Source organism: Pseudomonas frederiksbergensis (assembly GCF_003732665.1).
GTDB lineage: Bacteria > Pseudomonadota > Gammaproteobacteria > Pseudomonadales > Pseudomonadaceae > Aquipseudomonas > Aquipseudomonas frederiksbergensis_G.
On record NZ_MOBP01000004.1, the window covers coordinates 120,267 to 135,318 of the forward strand.

13 protein-coding genes are annotated in these 15,052 nt (G+C 61.7%); 9 read left to right on the plus strand and 4 right to left on the minus strand.

Annotated features, from left to right (window positions below; genetic code table 11):
• The 8 genes from pepP to gcvH all read left to right on the plus strand — a co-directional run bounded on the left by pepP (nt 1) and on the right by gcvH (nt 8,935).
• A complete protein-coding gene (gene pepP, locus BK665_RS06590; RefSeq protein WP_123403958.1) occupies nt 1-1,335 on the plus strand; it encodes a Xaa-Pro aminopeptidase in 1,335 nt (444 codons plus the stop codon).
• On the plus strand, nt 1,332-2,519 hold the full coding sequence (ubiH, locus tag BK665_RS06595) for a 2-octaprenyl-6-methoxyphenyl hydroxylase (protein ID WP_123403959.1): 1,188 nt from the start codon (nt 1,332-1,334) through the stop codon (nt 2,517-2,519). Before pepP ends, ubiH begins: the two co-directional genes overlap by 4 nt.
• Nucleotides 2,512-2,997 (plus strand): DUF4442 domain-containing protein, encoded by a 486-nt coding sequence (locus BK665_RS06600; RefSeq protein ID WP_123403961.1) that lies wholly within the window; start codon nt 2,512-2,514, stop codon nt 2,995-2,997. Before ubiH ends, BK665_RS06600 begins: the two co-directional genes overlap by 8 nt.
• A gap of 9 nt (nt 2,998-3,006) precedes the next feature.
• Nucleotides 3,007-4,224, plus strand: coding sequence for a 2-octaprenyl-3-methyl-6-methoxy-1,4-benzoquinol hydroxylase (locus tag BK665_RS06605; RefSeq protein WP_185076460.1), 1,218 nt, complete (start codon nt 3,007-3,009; stop codon nt 4,222-4,224).
• Nucleotides 4,225-4,446: 222 nt separating this feature from the next.
• Entirely contained in the window at nt 4,447-5,451 is a 1,005-nt protein-coding gene (locus BK665_RS06610; RefSeq protein WP_123403965.1) for an extracellular solute-binding protein, read from the plus strand.
• A gap of 213 nt (nt 5,452-5,664) precedes the next feature.
• Complete coding sequence (locus BK665_RS06615) at nt 5,665-7,263, plus strand: ABC transporter permease (RefSeq protein WP_123403967.1); 1,599 nt, start codon at nt 5,665-5,667, stop codon at nt 7,261-7,263.
• Between the two features lie 154 nt (nt 7,264-7,417).
• Nucleotides 7,418-8,500 (plus strand): glycine cleavage system aminomethyltransferase GcvT, encoded by a 1,083-nt coding sequence (gcvT, locus tag BK665_RS06620; RefSeq protein WP_123403969.1) that lies wholly within the window; start codon nt 7,418-7,420, stop codon nt 8,498-8,500.
• 51 nt (nt 8,501-8,551) lie between these two features.
• On the plus strand, nt 8,552-8,935 hold the full coding sequence (gene gcvH / locus BK665_RS06625) for a glycine cleavage system protein GcvH (RefSeq protein ID WP_123403971.1): 384 nt from the start codon (nt 8,552-8,554) through the stop codon (nt 8,933-8,935).
• A gap of 115 nt (nt 8,936-9,050) precedes the next feature.
• Here gcvH and BK665_RS06630 read toward each other — a convergent pair whose 3' ends face one another.
• Nucleotides 9,051-10,178, minus strand: a complete 1,128-nt coding sequence (locus tag BK665_RS06630; RefSeq protein ID WP_123403973.1) for a DegT/DnrJ/EryC1/StrS family aminotransferase — start codon at nt 10,176-10,178, stop codon at nt 9,051-9,053.
• Between the two features lie 154 nt (nt 10,179-10,332).
• On the opposite strand from BK665_RS06630, the gene gcvP reads away from it, so the two are divergent.
• Nucleotides 10,333-13,206, plus strand: a complete 2,874-nt coding sequence (gcvP, locus tag BK665_RS06635; RefSeq protein ID WP_123403974.1) for an aminomethyl-transferring glycine dehydrogenase — start codon at nt 10,333-10,335, stop codon at nt 13,204-13,206.
• A gap of 136 nt (nt 13,207-13,342) precedes the next feature.
• Here the strand turns inward: gcvP and BK665_RS06645 are convergent, their stop codons facing one another.
• From BK665_RS06645 to BK665_RS06655, 3 genes are all read right to left on the minus strand, one after another.
• Nucleotides 13,343-14,011, minus strand: a complete 669-nt coding sequence (locus tag BK665_RS06645) for an outer membrane protein (protein WP_123403976.1) — start codon at nt 14,009-14,011, stop codon at nt 13,343-13,345.
• A 195-nt stretch (nt 14,012-14,206) separates the two neighbouring features.
• Nucleotides 14,207-14,524: a DUF2388 domain-containing protein gene (locus BK665_RS06650; RefSeq protein WP_123403978.1), complete on the minus strand. Its 318-nt coding sequence runs from the start codon at nt 14,522-14,524 to the stop codon at nt 14,207-14,209.
• A 70-nt stretch (nt 14,525-14,594) separates the two neighbouring features.
• A complete protein-coding gene (locus tag BK665_RS06655) occupies nt 14,595-15,044 on the minus strand; it encodes an NfeD family protein (RefSeq protein WP_123403980.1) in 450 nt (149 codons plus the stop codon).
• Nucleotides 15,045-15,052 lie beyond the last annotated feature (8 nt).

Here is a 15,052-nt window from a genome sequence, read left to right on the forward strand (position 1 = left end):
ATGATTCATATCCCGAAATCGGAATACAGCCGTCGCCGCAAGGCCCTGATGGCGCAGATGGAACCCAACAGCATCGCGATCCTGCCCGCCGCCGCGGTGGCCATTCGCAACCGCGACGTCGAGCATGTCTATCGCCAGGACAGTGACTTCCAGTACCTCAGCGGTTTCCCCGAGCCCCAAGCCGTCATCGTCTTGATGCCCGGCCGCGAGCATGGCGAATACCTGCTGTTTTGCCGCGAGCGCAACGCCGAGCGAGAACTGTGGGATGGCCTGCGCGCTGGCCAGGAAGGCGCGATCCGCGACTTCGGTGCCGACGACGCGTTCCCCATCACCGACATCGACGACATCCTGCCGGGCCTGATCGAAGGGCGCGACCGGGTGTATTCGGCCATGGGCAGCAACCCGGAATTCGACCGGCACCTGATGGACTGGATCAACGTGATCCGCTCTAAAGCGCACCTCGGCGCCCAGCCGCCGAACGAATTCGTTGCCCTGGATCATCTGCTGCACGACATGCGCCTGTATAAATCGGCGGCAGAAGTGAAGGTGATGCGCGAAGCCGCCCGGATTTCCGCCCAGGCGCATATCCGTGCGATGCAGGCCAGCCGCGCCGGTTTGCATGAGTTCAGCCTCGAAGCCGAACTCGATTACGAATTCCGCAAGGGCGGGGCGAAGATGCCGGCCTATGGCTCGATCGTCGCGGCGGGGCGCAACAGTTGCATCCTGCATTACCAGCAGAACGACGCCGTGCTCAAGGACGGCGACCTGGTGCTGATCGACGCCGGTTGTGAGATCGACTGCTACGCCAGCGACATCACCCGCACCTGGCCGGTCAACGGCAAGTATTCCGCCGAGCAGAAGGCGATCTATGAGTTGGTGTTGGCTTCGCAAGAAGCGGCGTTTGCCGAAATCGCGCCGAACAAGCATTGGAATCAGGCCCACGAAGCCACGGTCCAGGTGATTACCGCCGGGTTGGTGAAGTTGGGCCTGTTGCAGGGCGACGTCGACGAGTTGATCGCCAGCGAAGCCTATAAAGCTTTTTATATGCACCGCGCCGGCCACTGGCTGGGCATGGATGTGCATGACGTCGGCGAGTACAAGGTCGGCGGCGAATGGCGCGTGCTGGAGGTCGGCATGGCGCTGACCGTGGAACCGGGGATCTACATCGCCCCGGACAACCAGAACGTGGCGAAGAAATGGCGCGGCATTGGCGTGCGCATCGAGGACGACGTGGTAGTGACCAAGACCGGTTGTGAAATCCTGACCAAAGGCGTGCCGAAAACGGTCGCGGAAATCGAGGCCCTGATGGCGCAAGCACGGGCACACGCGGCATGAGTCGAGTCAATCTGGCAATCATCGGTGGCGGCCTGGTCGGCGCCAGTCTGGCGTTGGCCTTGCAGGCCGGGGCCAAGGCCCGGGGCTGGAAGATCGTGCTCATCGAACCGTTCGCCCCCGGTGACACCTATCAACCGAGCTACGACGCCCGTTCTTCGGCGCTGTCCTACGGCGCTCGGCAGATTTATCAACGGCTGGGCGTGTGGCAGGAAATCTCCCGCCGCGCCGAGCCGATCAAGCAGATTCACGTGTCCGACCGTGGGCGTTTCTCCACGGCGCGACTGTCGGCGATGGAAGAAGGTGTTCCGGCCCTCGGTTACGTGGTGGAAAACGCCTGGCTCGGCCAATGCCTCTGGCAAGGCCTGGACAAGGAAGTGATCAGTTGGCGCTGCCCGGCGGAGGTCATCCGCATGGAACCGCTGACCGACGGCTATCGCCTGACCCTCAACGACGAAACCACTGTGGAATGCGACCTCGCGGTGCTGGCCGATGGCGGCCGTTCCGGTTTGCGTGAGCAACTGGGGATCGGCATCAAGAAGCGCCCGTACAACCAGAGCGCGCTGATCGCCAACATCACCCCGGGCGAAGCCCATAACGGCATGGCGTTCGAGCGTTTCACCGATGAAGGCCCGATGGCGCTGTTGCCGTTGCCGGACAACCGCTGCGCTTTGGTCTGGACCCGTTTGGGCATGGACGCGCAGCGGCTGGCGGCCCTCGATGAAAAGAGCTTCCTCAGCGAATTGCAGGGCGTGTTCGGTTATCGCCTCGGCACCTTGAAACAGGTCGGCGCGCGGCATTTGTACCCGCTGACCCTGATCGAGGCCGAAGAGCAGGTGCGTCCGCATCTGGCGATTCTCGGCAACGCCGCCCACAGCCTGCACCCGATTGCCGGCCAGGGTTTCAACCTGTCCTTGCGTGATGCCCAGGCCCTGGCCGAAGCATTGCTGGCCAGCGAAACCGCCCCCGGCGATTTCGCCACCTTGCAGGCCTATCGCGAACGCCAGCGCATGGACCAGAACCTGACCGTGGGCTTCTCGGATCAGGTCACCCGTTTGTTCGGCAGCACTCAGCCGCTGGTGTCCCTGGGCCGCAATATCGGCCTGCTGGGGCTGGACCTGATGCCGCCGGCCAAACGCTGGTTCGCCCGGCAGGCCATGGGTTTGGGTACTCGCCCGGATGTTTAACTGGTTGAGCGCAAGATTCGGCAAGGCGCGGTTGATGCGTTGGTTCATGACCTTCTACCCGCCGTACCTCGGTGCCGGGGTGCGGGTGCGGCACATCAGCGATGACTTCCGGGACATCAAGGTGTCCATGGGGCTGGGCTGGTACAACCGCAACTACGTCGGCACCCAGTTCGGCGGCAGCCTGTATTCGATGGTCGATCCGTTCTACATGCTGATGCTGATGGAGAACCTCGGGCGCCAATACATCGTCTGGGACAAGGCGGCCGACATCGATTTCATCGCGCCGGGCAAAGGCCCGGTGTTCGCCCGATTCAACATCGACCAGACCTTGCTCGACGAGATCCGCCAGCAAACGGCGAGCGGCGAAAAATACCTGCCAAAGTTGCAGGTCGATATCCACGACGGCGCCGGCAACTTGGTGGCGCGGGTCGAAAAAACCCTTTACGTGCGGCTCAAGCCGCAAGCGAGACAGGCTTAAAGCATGGAAATGCGCGCAGATCTGCTGATTGTCGGGGCCGGAATGGTCGGCAGCGCCCTGGCGCTGGCGTTACAGGACAGCGGGCTGGAAGTTCTGCTGCTGGACGGCAGCCCGATGAGCGTCAAACCTTTCGACGGTGCCGCGCCTTTCGAGCCGCGAGTGAGCGCCTTGTCGGCCGCCAGCCAGCGAATTCTTGAACGCCTCGGCGTCTGGGACGGCATCGCCAATCGGCGCAGCAGCCCCTACACCGACATGCACGTCTGGGACGGCAGCGGCACCGGGCAAATCCACTTTTCGGCGGCCAGTGTGCACGCTGACGTGCTGGGGCATATCGTTGAGAACCGCGTGGTTCAGGATGCTTTGCTCGACCGCCTGCACGACTGCGACCTCGGGATGTTGGCGAATGCGCGCCTGGAGCAGATGCGCCGCTCCGGCGATGACTGGCTGCTGACCCTGGCCGATGGCCGCACCTTGCGTGCGCCGTTGGTGATCGCGGCGGACGGCGCCAACTCGGCGGTGCGCCGCTTGACCGGTATCGCAACCCGCGAGTGGGACTATATGCACCACGCGATCGTCACCAGCGTGCGCAGCTCCAAACCACATCAAATGACCGCTTGGCAGCGTTTCACCGACAACGGTCCGCTGGCCTTTCTGCCGCTGGAGCGGGATGGTCAGCAGGATTGGTGTTCGATCGTCTGGTCGACTACGCCGAGCGAAGCCGAACGCCTGATGGCGCTGGATGACGAAGCGTTCTGCCGCGAACTGGAACGGGCCTTCGAAGGGCGTTTGGGCACGGTGCTCAGCGCCGATCCGCGTCTGTGCGTGCCGCTGCGTCAGCGCCATGCCAAGCGTTATGTGGCGGAAGGCCTGGCGTTGATCGGCGATGCGGCGCACACCATTCACCCGCTGGCCGGGCAGGGCGTCAATCTGGGCTTCCTCGATGCGGCGGTGCTGGCTGAAGTGCTGTTGCAAGCGGCGGAACGCGGCGAGCGCCTGGCGGATGTGAAAGTCCTCAGCCGCTACGAGCGCCGGCGCATGCCGCACAACCTGGCGTTGATGGCGGCGATGGAAGGCTTTGAACGGTTGTTCCAGGCCGATCCGCTGCCGGTGCGCTGGTTGCGTAATGCCGGGTTGAAGCTCGTCGAGAAGATGCCCGAGGCCAAAGCGTTGTTTGTGCGCGAGGCGCTGGGGTTGACCGGGGATTTGCCGGCGCTGGCCAAGGCCTGACATCTTCGTTGAGGCTGATGGCCTCTTCGCGGGCAAGCCTCGCTCCTACAAGGGCAACGCATTCCCCTGTAGGAGCGAGGCTTGCCCGCGAAGGCGTCGGCACATCCACCGCCCATTTCAAACCATGCAACATCTGGTAACTCCTCCGCGAACTGTTCGATTGAGAAGGCAAATGTGAGTCCTTATCATTTGGCCTCATTTTCCAATCGAGAGACCACTCCCATGTTGGCATCCAAGCGTCTACTGACCGCGCTGGCCCTGACCCTGATCGGCAGCACCGCCGCCCAGGCCGCCGACGAGGTGGTGGTCTACTCCTCGCGTATCGACGAACTGATCAAACCCGTCTTCGATGCCTACACCGCGAAAACCGGTGTGCAGGTGAAGTTCATCACCGACAAGGAAGCGCCGCTGATGCAGCGCATCAAGGCCGAGGGCGAAAACGCCACCGCCGACCTGCTGCTGACCGTCGATGCCGGCAACCTCTGGCAGGCCGAGCAGATGGGCATCCTCCAGCCGTTCACCTCGAAGACCATCGACGCCAACATCCCGCTGCAATATCGCTCCTCGGCCCACGCCTGGACCGGCCTGAGTCTGCGGGCGCGGACCATCGCTTACTCCACCGACCGAGTTAAGCCGGGTGAACTGACCACGTACGAAGGCCTGGCGGACAAGAACTGGGAAGGTCGCCTGTGCCTGCGCACGGCGAAGAAGGTCTACAACCAGTCGCTGACCGCCACCATGATCGAAGTCCACGGCGCCGATAAAACCGAGCAGATCCTCAAGGGCTGGGTGAGCAACCTGTCCACCGACGTGTTCTCCGACGACATCGCAGTGCTGGAAGCGATCAATGCAGGCCAGTGCGACGTCGGCATCGTCAACACCTACTACTACGGTCGCCTGCACAAGCAGAAGCCGGACCTGGCGGTGAAGCTGTTCTGGCCGAACCAGGGTGACCGTGGCGTGCACGTCAACCTGTCGGGCATCGGCCTGACCAAGCATGCGCCGCACCCGGAAGCGGCCAAGGCCCTGGTGGAGTGGATGACCACGCCGGAAGCACAGAAGATCTTCGCCGACGTGAACCAGGAGTTTCCGGCCAACCCGGCGGTGGCACCTTCTGCGGAAGTGGCGAGTTGGGGCAAGTTTGTGGCTGATACCTTGCCGGTGGAAATCGCCGGCAAACGCCAAGCGGAAGCGATTCGCATGATGGATCGGGCGGGTTGGAACTGAGTCACGGCTGTTGTGGCGAGGGAGCTTGCTCCCGCCGGGCTGCGAAGCGGCCCCAAAGCCACGCGGCGCGGTGCATCAGATAAATCGCATCCACTGCTTTACGACTGCTGCGCAGTCGAAGCGGGAGCAAGCTCCCTCGCCACAGGCAAGCCCCCTCGCCACAGAGAGACCGGCGTTAAGCTAGCGTCGCTCAACACCTTCTAGAGAACGCCCTTGGCCCACCCCGCCCAACGCCGCTGGTATCCCCTGGTCTTCGCCATCGCCGCGCTGGTCCTGCTGCCCCTGAGCGTGTTGTTTTTCTCCTGGCAAACCATCGATCAGCAAATCTGGTCCCACCTCTGGGACACCCAGATGCCCCGCCTGCTGGGCAACACCCTGACCCTGGTCGTCGGTGTCGGCATTGGCGTCACGCTGCTGGGCGTCAGCCTGGCCTGGCTCACCAGCCTCTGCGAATTCCCCGGTCGACGTTGGCTGGACTGGGCGCTGATGCTGCCCTTCGCGATTCCTGCCTATGTGCTGGCGTTCGTCTTCGTCGGCCTGCTGGACTTCGCCGGCCCCGTACAAACCCTTATGCGCGAATGGTTCGGCAGCGGGCTGCGATTGCCGAGGGTGCGCTCCACCGGCGGGGTGATCCTGGTGCTGGTGCTGGTGTTCTATCCCTACGTTTACCTGTTGGCGCGCACGGCGTTCCTGGCCCAGGGCAAAGGCCTGATGGAAGCTGCTCGAGTCCTCGGACAATCCCCGTGGCAAGCGTTCTGGCGCGTGGCGCTGCCCATGGCGCGCCCGGCCATTGGTGCCGGTGTGGCCTTGGCATTAATGGAAACCCTGGCGGATTTCGGTGCGGTGTCGGTGTTCAACTTCGACACCTTCACCACCGCCATCTACAAGACCTGGTACGGCTTTTTCAGTCTCTCAACCGCCGCGCAACTGGCCAGTCTGTTGCTGCTGGTGGTGATGGTCGTGCTGTACGGCGAGCGCCGTGCCCGGGGCGCGAATCGGGCGAGCAACGAGCGGCCACGGGTCAAGGCGCTGTATCACCTGCACGGTTTCAAAGCGTTGGCGGCGACGGGGTGGTGTGGATTGGTGTTCGCCTGCGCATTCGTCATTCCGATGCTGCAACTGGTGGTGTGGTTCTGGCAGCGCGGGCGCTTCGATCTGGATGAGCGTTACGCCGGGCTGATCATCCACACCCTTTACCTGGGCGGCATGGCGGCGTTGATCACGGTCAGCGTGGCGTTGCTGCTGGCGTTTGCCCGACGCCTGGCGCCGACTCGGGTGATCCGCTCCGGCGTCAGTCTGGCCAACCTCGGCTACGCCTTGCCCGGTTCGGTGCTGGCGGTGTCGATCATGCTGGCGTTCAGTTACCTGGATCGCGAACTGGTCGTACCGCTGTGGGGCAAACCGTTACTGCTGGGCAGCCTGTCGGCGTTGATCGTGGCCTATCTGGTGCGTTTTATCGCGGTGGCTTACGGTCCGCTGGAAAGCAGCCTGGCGCGAATACGGCCTTCTTTGCCCGAAGCGGCACGTAGCCTTGGCGTCAGTGGGCCACGACTGTTTTTCAAAGTGTATCTGCCGCTTTTGCTGCCGGGCACCCTGAGCGCGGCGTTGCTGGTGTTCGTCGATGTGCTCAAGGAAATGCCCGCAACCCTGCTGATGCGCCCGTTTGGCTGGGACACGCTGGCAGTGCGCATCTTCGAAATGACCAGCGAAGGCGAGTGGGCGAGGGCCTCGTTGCCGGCGCTGACTCTGGTTTTGGTCGGGCTGTTACCGGTCATCGGATTGATTCGACGCTCGGCGCATCGAAACGCCTAGGTGCCAGTCCTACACCATGCGGCTACAATGCGCGGCATTCGGTGCGGTCCGTCTGTCAGACCAGGTAGCTGAGATAGGCTGTAGGCCTTCTATTTCAAGGCTTTCAGCTCTCTGAACCTGTCCGCACCTTCGCCACGCCCGGAAGGAGAAACCCATGGGACAGCGTACGCCTCTGTATGACCTTCATCTCGCCCTCGGCGCGAAGATGGTCGATTTTGGCGGTTGGGATATGCCACTGCATTACGGCTCGCAAGTCGAGGAACACCATCAGGTGCGCCGCGATTGCGGGGTTTTCGATGTGTCCCATATGACCGTGATCGATGTCGACGGACCCCAGGCCAAAGCCTGGCTCCAGCACTTGCTGGCCAATGACGTCGAACGCCTGCACAGCTCCGGCCGTGCGCTCTACAGCACCATGCTCAACGAGCACGGCGGCATCGTCGACGACATGCTCGTCTACCGTCTCGAGGACGGCTATCGGCTGGTGGTCAACGCCTCCACCCGGGATCAGGACCTGGCCTGGATGCAGGCGCACCTCGGCGACTTCAATGTTCGGCTCCACGAACGTTCCGAATTGGCGATGCTGGCCATTCAAGGCCCTCAGGCCCGGCACAAGATCGCTGAGCTGGTCACCCAGTCCCGCGGCAATCTCATTCAAATGCTCAAACCTTTCGAAGGCCAGTTCGACGGCGACTGGTTTATCGCCCGCACCGGCTACACCGGCGAAGACGGGTTGGAAATCGTGCTGCCGGCCAGTCAGGCTCCCGGTTTCTTCAACGATTTGGTGGGCGCGGGCATCTCGCCCATCGGCCTTGGCGCCCGGGACACCTTGCGGGTCGAGGCCGGAATGAACCTTTACGGCCAGGACATTCATCAAGATGTCTCACCGCTGGCCTCCAATATGGCCTGGAGCATTGCCTGGGAACCGGCCACTCGCCAGTTCATCGGTCGCACTGCCCTGGAAGCCGAGCGGGCCGGCGGCATACAGCACAAACTGGTCGGTCTGGTCCTTGAAGAGCGCGGGGTTTTGCGTGCTCATCAAGTGGTCCGTATCGCCAATGTTGGCGAAGGGGAGATCACCAGTGGTAGTTTCTCTCCTACGCTTAGCAAGTCGATTGCACTGGCGCGCGTGCCGATGGCGACAGCCGACCGCGCAGAAGTGGAAATCCGTGGCAAGTGGTATCCGGTCCGAGTGGTCAAACCGACCTTCGTACGCCATGGCAAAACCTTGATCTAACCCTTTTCTGGCGGGCAACGACCGCTGACATTTTTCTTGAGGACACAGAACATGAGCGATATCCCTGCCGACCTGCGTTTTGCCGAAAGTCACGAATGGGCGCGTCTGGAAGCCGATGGCACCGTCACCGTGGGCATCAGCGATCACGCTCAGGAAGCCTTGGGCGACGTGGTGTTTGTTGAGCTGACCGAAGTCGGCAAAGTGTTTGCTGCCGGCGATCAATCCGGCGTGGTCGAGTCGGTAAAAGCCGCCTCCGACATCTACTCCCCGATTTCCGGTGAAGTGATCGCGATCAACGAAGACCTGAGCGGTTCGCCTGAAGCGCTTAACACTGACCCGTACGGTGCGTGGATCTTCAAACTCAAGCCAAGCAACAAGGCTGAGCTGGACAAGCTGCTCGACGCGGCCGGCTACAAAGCCGTAATCGGCGAATAACCCAAGCCTTGCGAAACCCATGTGGGAGCGGGCTTGCTCGCGAAAGCAGTGTGTCAGTCAACGTTCATATCGACTGATACTCCCTCTTCGCGAGCAAGCCCGCTCCCACAGGTTTTTATGGCTTTAGAACCGACTTGACCGCCGCCACCGACCGCTCCACATCCGCCTTGGTCATAGTGGTAAACATCGGCAACGAAACAATCAATCGACCCACCCGTTCCGCCACCGGGAACATCCCGTCCTTGAAACCGCGCTCGCGGTAAAGACTCAGCAGATGGATCGGCGGGTAGTGATAGCCGATGCCGACGCCCAGTGCCTGCATCTGCTCCATAAACGCGGCCCGTGGCTTGCGCTCCGGTAACACCAGTTGGAACAAGTGCCAGTTGCTGTTCTCGAAATCTGCCGGCGGCAGTTGCGCCCCGTAATGCGCTTGGAAATCCTCACCAAAACATGCGAAATAATGCCGCGCCAGTTCACGACGATGCGCCGTGATCGCCTCGATATGGGCAAATTGCCCCAAGCCAATGGCCGCCGCGACATCGGTCATGTTGAACTTGCCGCCCAGCACATCCACATCCAGGCCATCGAAGCCAGTACGGGTGACGCCCTGTAAACGGTACTTTTCCGCCAGTCGCACCTCTTCAGGTGTGTTCAGCACCAGGCAACCGCCCTCCGAGCAAGTGACGTTCTTGTTCGCCTGGAAACTGAACGACACGAAATCCCCGGTAGCGCCGATGCGTTGGCCGTTCCAGCTCGAACCCAAGGCTTGGGCGGCGTCTTCAACAATGCGCAAGCCGTGTTTCCTGGCGATCGCATAAAGCCGCGTCATGTCCACCGGTAACCCGGCGAGGTACACCGGTATGATTGCCTTGGTGCGCGGGGTGATGGCTGCTTCCAGTTGATCGAGGTCGATGTTGCGGGTGACCGGGTCGATGTCGGCAAATACCGGGGTGGCGCCAACTTCCAGAATCACGTTGGCGGTGGCGACCCAGGAAATCGGCGTGGTGATCACTTCATCCCCCGGCCCGACGCCGGCAATGCGCAGCGCAATCTCCATCGTGCAGGTGCCGGAGTTGAAGGTGCGCACCGGGCGACCAGCAAAAAATTCCGACAGTTGCGCTTCAAAGGCCTGGACCTTGGGGCCGCTGGTGATCCAGCCCGAGCGCAGCACATCGCCGACCGCGGCAATGGTGGCTTCATCAATGACGGGTTTGGAAAACGGTAGAAAGGGCAGTTGGCTCATAAGCGATAGACACCCGATAGCGGACGTTAAGTAGGCGCCGGACATGATGATCGGGATTGGCCGAAGGCGCCACGCCATCCGCTCGGGTATCGACTGCTATGCTGGTTTGACCGTGTTGCACCGACGCCGAGCGCCAGTCAAGAGAGAGCCCGTCATGTCCCAGTTGCCGTCCTTGAGCCAGTTACGCGACCCCAATGCCTTCCTGCGCCGCCACTTGGGGCCAGACGCTGCCGAGCAGCAGGCGATGCTCGATAGCCTAGGTGTTGGCAGCCGGGTCGAGCTGATCGAGCAGACCGTGCCGCCGGGCATTCGCCTCAACCGTGAACTGGACTTGCCGCCGGCCCTCGACGAAGAGGCCGCGCTGGCCAAACTGCGCGGCTATGCCGAACAGAACCAGGTCTGGACCAGCCTGATCGGCATGGGCTACCACGGCACCCTCACGCCGACCGTCATCCTGCGCAACGTGCTGGAAAATCCCGGCTGGTACACCGCCTACACGCCGTATCAACCGGAGATTGCCCAGGGCCGGCTCGAAGCGCTGCTCAATTTCCAGCAACTGACCATCGACCTCACGGGTCTGGAACTGGCCAACGCTTCGCTGCTGGATGAGGCTACGGCTGCGGCGGAAGCCATGGCGCTGGCCAAGCGCGTCGCCAAATCCAAGAGCAATCTGTTTTTCGTCGACGAGAACTGCCACCCGCAGACCATTTCCGTGGTCCAGACCCGGGCCGAGGGTTTCGGTTTCGAGTTGATCATCGACACTGTGGATAACTTGAAGCAGCACCAGGTGTTCGGCGCATTGCTGCAGTACCCCGACACCCACGGTGAGATTCGCGATCTGCGGCCATTGATCGATCATTTGCATGCCCAGCAGGCGCTGGCCTGTGTCGCGACCGATCTGCTGAGCCTGCTGTTGCTGACGCCGCCGGGGGAGTTGGGCGCCGATGTGGTATTCGGTTCATCCCAACGTTTCGGCGTACCGATGGGCTACGGCGGACCCCACGCAGCATTTTTCGCCAGTCGCGATGAGTACAAACGGGCGATTCCCGGACGGATCATCGGCGTGTCGAAAGATGCCCGTGGCAACGTCGCCCTGCGCATGGCCCTGCAAACCCGCGAGCAACATATCCGCCGGGAGAAGGCCAACTCGAACATCTGCACCGCCCAGGTGCTGCTGGCGAATATCGCCAGTTTCTACGCGGTTTATCACGGCCCGGAAGGGTTGAAACGGATTGCCCAGCGCGTGCATCGGCTGACCTGCATCCTGGCTACCGGCCTGGAACGCCACGGCATTACCCGGCTCAACAAGCAGTTCTTCGACACCCTGACCCTGGAAGTCGGCGGCGCGCAAACGGCGATCATCGAAAGCGCCCACGCCGCGCAGATCAATTTGCGCATTCTCGGGCGCGGGCACTTGGCCTTGAGCCTGGATGAAACCTGCGATGAAAGCACTGTGGCGAAACTGTTTGATGTGTTCCTCGGTGCCGATCATGGGCTCAACGTCGAGGAACTGGACGCTGAAACCCTGGTTTCCGGCATTCCTGACGGGTTACTGCGCAGCACACCTTATCTGCGTCACCCGGTGTTCAGCGCCCATCACAGCGAAACCGAAATGCTGCGCTACCTCAAGCAACTGGAGAACAAAGACCTGGCGCTGAACCAGTCGATGATCCCGCTGGGCTCCTGCACCATGAAACTCAACGCCACCAGCGAGATGATCCCGATCACCTGGCCGCAATTTGCCAACCTGCATCCGTTCGTACCTAAGGAACAAGCCGTTGGTTATGGGCTGATGATCGAGGAACTGGAGCGTTGGCTCTGCGCGATCACTGGTTTCGATGCGATCTGCATGCAGCCCAACTCCGGCGCCCAGGGTGAGTACGCCGGGTTGCTGGCGATTCGCAAATACCACGAGAGTCGCCACGAAGGTGCGCGGGATATCTGTCTGATTCCGTCCTCGGCCCACGGCACCAACCCGGCCTCGGCGCAAATGGCCGGGATGCGCGTGGTGATCGTCGAGTGTGACGAGGCGGGTAACGTCGATCTGGACGACCTGAAAGACAAGGCCTCGGCGGCGGGGGATAAACTCGCCGCCCTGATGGCGACGTATCCTTCAACCCACGGCGTGTATGAGGAAGGCATCAGCGAAATCTGCGAAGTTATCCACAGTCACGGCGGACAGGTTTACATGGATGGCGCCAACCTTAACGCCCAGGTGGGTCTGGCGCGGCCGGCGGACATTGGCGCCGACGTTTCCCACATGAACCTGCACAAAACTTTCTGCATTCCCCACGGTGGCGGCGGTCCGGGCATGGGGCCGATTGGCGTGCGGGCGCATCTGGCGCCATTCGTGGCCAATCATCCGGTGGTGCCGATCGACGGCCCGCAGCCGCAGAACGGTGCCGTCAGCGCTGCGCCTTGGGGCAGTGCGAGCATTTTGCCGATCAGTTGGATGTACATCGCCATGATGGGGCCGCAACTGGCGGATGCCAGTGAAGTGGCGATCCTCGCGGCGAATTACCTGGCGCAGCATTTGTCCGGCGCCTTCCCGGTGCTCTACACCGGGCGTAACGAGCGGGTGGCCCACGAATGCATCCTCGACCTGCGGCCGCTCAAGGCGCTGACCGGTATCAGCGAAGAGGACGTGGCCAAGCGCCTGATGGATTACGGCTTCCATGCGCCAACCATGTCCTTTCCAGTGCCGGGGACGCTGATGGTCGAGCCGACCGAGAGCGAATCCAAGGCTGAGCTAGACCGTTTTATCGGCGCGATGCTGAGTATTCGTGCGGAAATCACCGAAGTGCAAAACGGTAACTGGGACCCGGAAGACAATCCGCTGAAACGCTCGCCGCACACACTGGCCGACATCACCGGTGTTTGGGATCGGCCCTACAGCATCGAGCAAGCCGTGACGCCGGATGCGCACACCAAGGCCCACAAGTACTGGCCGGCGGTGAACCGGGTGGATAACGTTTACGGCGACCGCAACCTGTTTTGCGCGTGTGTGCCGGTAGACGATTACCGCTGATATACCGATTTACACCTATCCAATGTGGGAGCGGGCTTGCTCGCGAAGGCGGCGTGCCAGTCAACATCTATCCCGACTGACACACCGCCTTCGCGAGCAAGCCCGCTCCCACAGGGGATGGCGTCGCGGCTAAACGTTAGAACGCCATCCGCGCCTCAACGTACAGATTCTGTTCGCGCAACTTGCCCTTGAGCTGTTCATCCCGGGCATTGATGCGGTTGGCGAAGGTGTTGTAGCCAGTTTCAATATCGCCCATGTCCACATAGCGATAACCGGTGCCAACAGTGATTTGCTGGTTGAGCTTGAGGTCGGCCCCGACGCCCAGGGCGTAGGCGAAGTTGTTCTGGCCGTTGTTGGCGAAGCGGCGCGAAGGGTTGGTTTGATAGCCTTCGGAATTGACGTGCGCCACCCCCACGCCGGCCATCGCATACAGCGACAGGTAGTCGTTCAGCGGGAAGTCCTTGTAGCCGTTGAGCATCAGGCGCTTGGACGAGACTTGCATGTTGTTGACGTTGGCGTTGAACGGCGCCCAGCGGCTCTTGAATTCCGAATCCTGTTTGATGCTGTATTCCGCTTCCAGGCGCCAATCGCCCTTGAATCCGTAGCCCAGTGCCACGGAGCCGCCAACATCTTTATGGGTGCCCGGGCTGGCCACACGATTGTTGACCCTGGGGCTGGTCAGCAGCGCGCTTCCCAGGTCTTGCTGGACGCTCTGGATTTTGACCGAGCCGTACAGGCCCTCGGCATGGGATACGTTGCTGAACGCTGCGGCGAGCAACAATAAAGGCAGACCTGATTTTTTCATGGGTATCGATTCGCTTGTGAAGGGTGTTCGAATCGACAAAGTTTGCGGGCCCGCAGCGGCCGCAAAAATCAGAGCATTCCTCAGTCATGCGCTGAATTCTCGTCAGGGGAGCGGGGATTTGGCACTCGCTGCTGTAGGAAAATGGCCCATAAAAAATGCCGCTCATATGAGCGGCATTTCTGCATCTGCGAAAGCTTAGTCCGAAGCGACGGCGTTCTTCGCCAGGATCGCATTCGCCAGTTCCATGTCCGTGGCTTGCAGGCCCGGGTTGTCAGCGCGGACTTTCTGCATGGCAGCTTCCAGGTAAGGGCCGCGGATGCCGCCATCACTGGCGACGAAACTGCCGGCATCATCCTGTGCCGCGACGATCAGTTTGTGATCCTTGAAGGTCAGGTAAGTCGAGCCGGTGGTGGCGCCGGACGAAATGACGTTACGCCAAAAGCTGTCAGCCATTGCTGAACCAACGGGAAGAGACAGCAAGGCAAGGGTAGCGACAGCAAGTTTGAGACGCATGACGGGAGACTCCACTGGGGGTTAACTACGGGGTTTGATCGTCATTTACCCAATCGAGTTCCATGAGCGCTCAGTCAGTCGGTTCCACCAGCAGAATCGCCCCTTGCTGGCTGACTACCCGCACGCGGCTACCCAGCGCGGCGTCTGGCCCGCGAGCCATCCACACGCCATCGGCCACTTTGATCTTGCCGCGACCATCGACAATCGCCTCATGGACCACAAAGGTTTTGCCGATCAGTTCCTGGCCGCGCAGGTTGAGGTTGGGTTGATCACTCTCCCGCACGGCACTGCGCTGGCGCCGCCACCAGTACAGCGCGGTGGCGATCGAGAGCAGGCCGAATAGCAAAAACTGCATCTCCCAGGACAGGCCCGGCAGGACAAAGGTCAGCACGCCCACCGCTGCCGCCGCCATGCCGATCCACAGCAAATAACCGCCGGCACCGAACACTTCCAGAATCAGCAGCACCGTGCCGAAGGCCAACCAGTCCCAGAACGACAAATGTTGCAGGAATGCCCACATGGCGCGGC

Coding starts and splice junctions, on each gene's coding strand:
- pepP (WP_123403958.1), top strand. CDS start 1: ATGATTCATATCCCGAAATCGGAATACAGCCGTCGCCGCAAGGCCCTG.
- ubiH (WP_123403959.1), top strand. CDS start 1,332: ATGAGTCGAGTCAATCTGGCAATCATCGGTGGCGGCCTGGTCGGCGCC.
- BK665_RS06600 (WP_123403961.1), top strand. CDS start 2,512: ATGTTTAACTGGTTGAGCGCAAGATTCGGCAAGGCGCGGTTGATGCGT.
- BK665_RS06605 (WP_185076460.1), top strand. CDS start 3,007: ATGCGCGCAGATCTGCTGATTGTCGGGGCCGGAATGGTCGGCAGCGCC.
- BK665_RS06610 (WP_123403965.1), top strand. CDS start 4,447: ATGTTGGCATCCAAGCGTCTACTGACCGCGCTGGCCCTGACCCTGATC.
- gcvT (WP_123403969.1), top strand. CDS start 7,418: ATGGGACAGCGTACGCCTCTGTATGACCTTCATCTCGCCCTCGGCGCG.
- gcvH (WP_123403971.1), top strand. CDS start 8,552: ATGAGCGATATCCCTGCCGACCTGCGTTTTGCCGAAAGTCACGAATGG.
- BK665_RS06630 (WP_123403973.1), bottom strand. CDS start 10,178: ATGAGCCAACTGCCCTTTCTACCGTTTTCCAAACCCGTCATTGATGAA.
- gcvP (WP_123403974.1), top strand. CDS start 10,333: ATGTCCCAGTTGCCGTCCTTGAGCCAGTTACGCGACCCCAATGCCTTC.
- BK665_RS06645 (WP_123403976.1), bottom strand. CDS start 14,011: ATGAAAAAATCAGGTCTGCCTTTATTGTTGCTCGCCGCAGCGTTCAGC.
- BK665_RS06650 (WP_123403978.1), bottom strand. CDS start 14,524: ATGCGTCTCAAACTTGCTGTCGCTACCCTTGCCTTGCTGTCTCTTCCC.
- BK665_RS06655 (WP_123403980.1), bottom strand. CDS start 15,044: ATGTGGGCATTCCTGCAACATTTGTCGTTCTGGGACTGGTTGGCCTTC.